Source organism: Pseudoalteromonas sp. TAE79 (genome assembly GCF_000498015.1).
Lineage (GTDB): Bacteria > Pseudomonadota > Gammaproteobacteria > Enterobacterales > Alteromonadaceae > Pseudoalteromonas.
This window is the reverse complement of sequence record NZ_AUTL01000206.1, coordinates 1-1,656: the sequence shown is the minus strand read 5'-3', so window position 1 is coordinate 1,656 and position 1,656 is coordinate 1. Positions and strand designations below refer to the sequence as shown.

Here is a 1,656-nt window from a genome sequence, read left to right as displayed (position 1 = left end):
CCGCCGATGTTATAAGCGAGTGTGTCGCGCAGTATGTCGTTTAGCCTGAGTATTTTGTCTTTGTTCTTTTTTTTACTTTTAGCGTAGTCGGGGCTAAGTGCTTGCCATGGGGTGCCGTCGGGGCTGCGCTGCTCGTCAAAGTGATCGCGGTGGGTGAGCATTAAATGCTCCCCTACGTTACCCAGTGCGGGCGCTAGGTTGTTGGTATTTTTGATAAGCTGGGTAAGCACGTCGCTTACGGCTTNCCCGCCATTACACTAGCCCTTCGTTAAATGCTTGGGCGTGTGTTTGCTGGTCTAGCCCTGCAATAAGTGCCGGTAGTAGGTCGGCTATTTGGTCGGCCTCTTGGCCTTTGGCGCGTTTTTCAAGCTGTGCAAACTCGCGACACGTTTGTAGAGTGTAAGTTGTTTCTTTTAGCAGCTGCTGCGCTTGGGTTAATAATGTCATCGTCTTTTTTCCTGTGATTTGGCGGCATCGTTTACTAGTTGGTCTATCCAGCTTACAAGCTCTGGTTGCCATTTCTTAAGCTCTTTGCGAGCCAACGCCCAGGCTGTAAATGCCTCGGCAAACTCTTCGTACTTGTTGGCGGCACCGTAATAGGTTATTGGTAAGGCGTTTTTTAAAAAGGCCGGTGCGCCTGCGTAGTAATGCACTTGGTGGCCTAGTTCGTGTAGCCATGTGGCAACCACTGCGTGAGCTTCGTTTTTATCCAGTGCATTAAGTGTATCTGATATTGTGTGATCGCGTTTTAAGATTTGTCCATTGTGTTTAAAGCTGTACTTACCTGCGTTGTTAGCGGCAAGCCTTACGGTAAGTGCTGTGGTGTCTTGCACGGCTTGCATGTCTACTTTGGCTAGGTTTTGACTGGCTTTTACTTTTACCACTACGTGCTCAAACCCCACAGAGGTGAACCCGCCTACGCGCTTAGGGTTGCGTGTTGCATATTGCATACGGGCGTAAAAGTCGTCTACGCCTAAATACTCGCCTACGTCGGCACGTATGGCTGCGTTTGCTTTAGAGCCTGCGCTCATTTCGTTACCTTTTACAAACAAGGTTTTAGTTTGCTTGGCGGTTAAAAAGCTGTTTAAGCCGCTAAGTACTTCGGTGTCTAGCTGGGCTAGCAATGGGTCGAGCTTTAGCGCGGTAACGTTTTTAACGGTGCTGTAAGCCGATGGCACAATGCGGCTTGCTTGGTAATCTGCTACGCGCTTTGTAAGCGGTGGTTTGTCGGCCACTTGCTTTTTAGCCTGGCTTGTAAGCTGCGCTGTATTTTTTGGGGTGTAGTCAAAGCCCGGATCAATACCACGGGGTAGCTCAAACTCTTCGCCTGTTTTTTTGTTTGTCCAGGTATAGTTACCCTCATCTGGCGCGGTGCCTACGGTTAGGCCACGGCGTTTAAGCTCACGTTCGCTAAGGCTAAACTTTTTACATTTACAGCCCCAGCCATTTTGTGGGCTGTGGGTATCCCACCATGGATGATCAACCGGTAAAACCAAGTTATTCCATTTTAAGTGCAGTACGCGCGGGGTTTCACTATCGCCGTGTTTGTATAGCGCATAAGGGCGTGTGGCTTTAAGGGCTTGTATTTGCCCCTCGCGCCCTGCGTTGTAGGCTTGGCGTATATTGGTTTCGTATATTAACTGGCTACGCCATGCA

Annotated in this window: 3 protein-coding genes; all 3 read right to left on the bottom strand. The window is 49.4% G+C overall.

Annotated features, from left to right (window positions below; translation table 11 throughout):
- On the bottom strand, nt 1-230 hold a 230-nt coding region (locus tag L655_RS0115430; RefSeq protein WP_024605505.1), incomplete at its 3' end, for a phage virion morphogenesis protein.
- A 22-nt stretch (nt 231-252) separates the two neighbouring features.
- On the bottom strand, nt 253-447 hold the full coding sequence (locus tag L655_RS0115425) for a hypothetical protein (RefSeq protein ID WP_024605504.1): 195 nt from the start codon (nt 445-447) through the stop codon (nt 253-255).
- A partial coding sequence (locus L655_RS0115420) for a phage minor head protein (RefSeq protein WP_024605503.1) occupies nt 444-1,656 on the bottom strand: 1,213 nt, incomplete at its 5' end. The genes L655_RS0115425 and L655_RS0115420, both read right to left, overlap by 4 nt.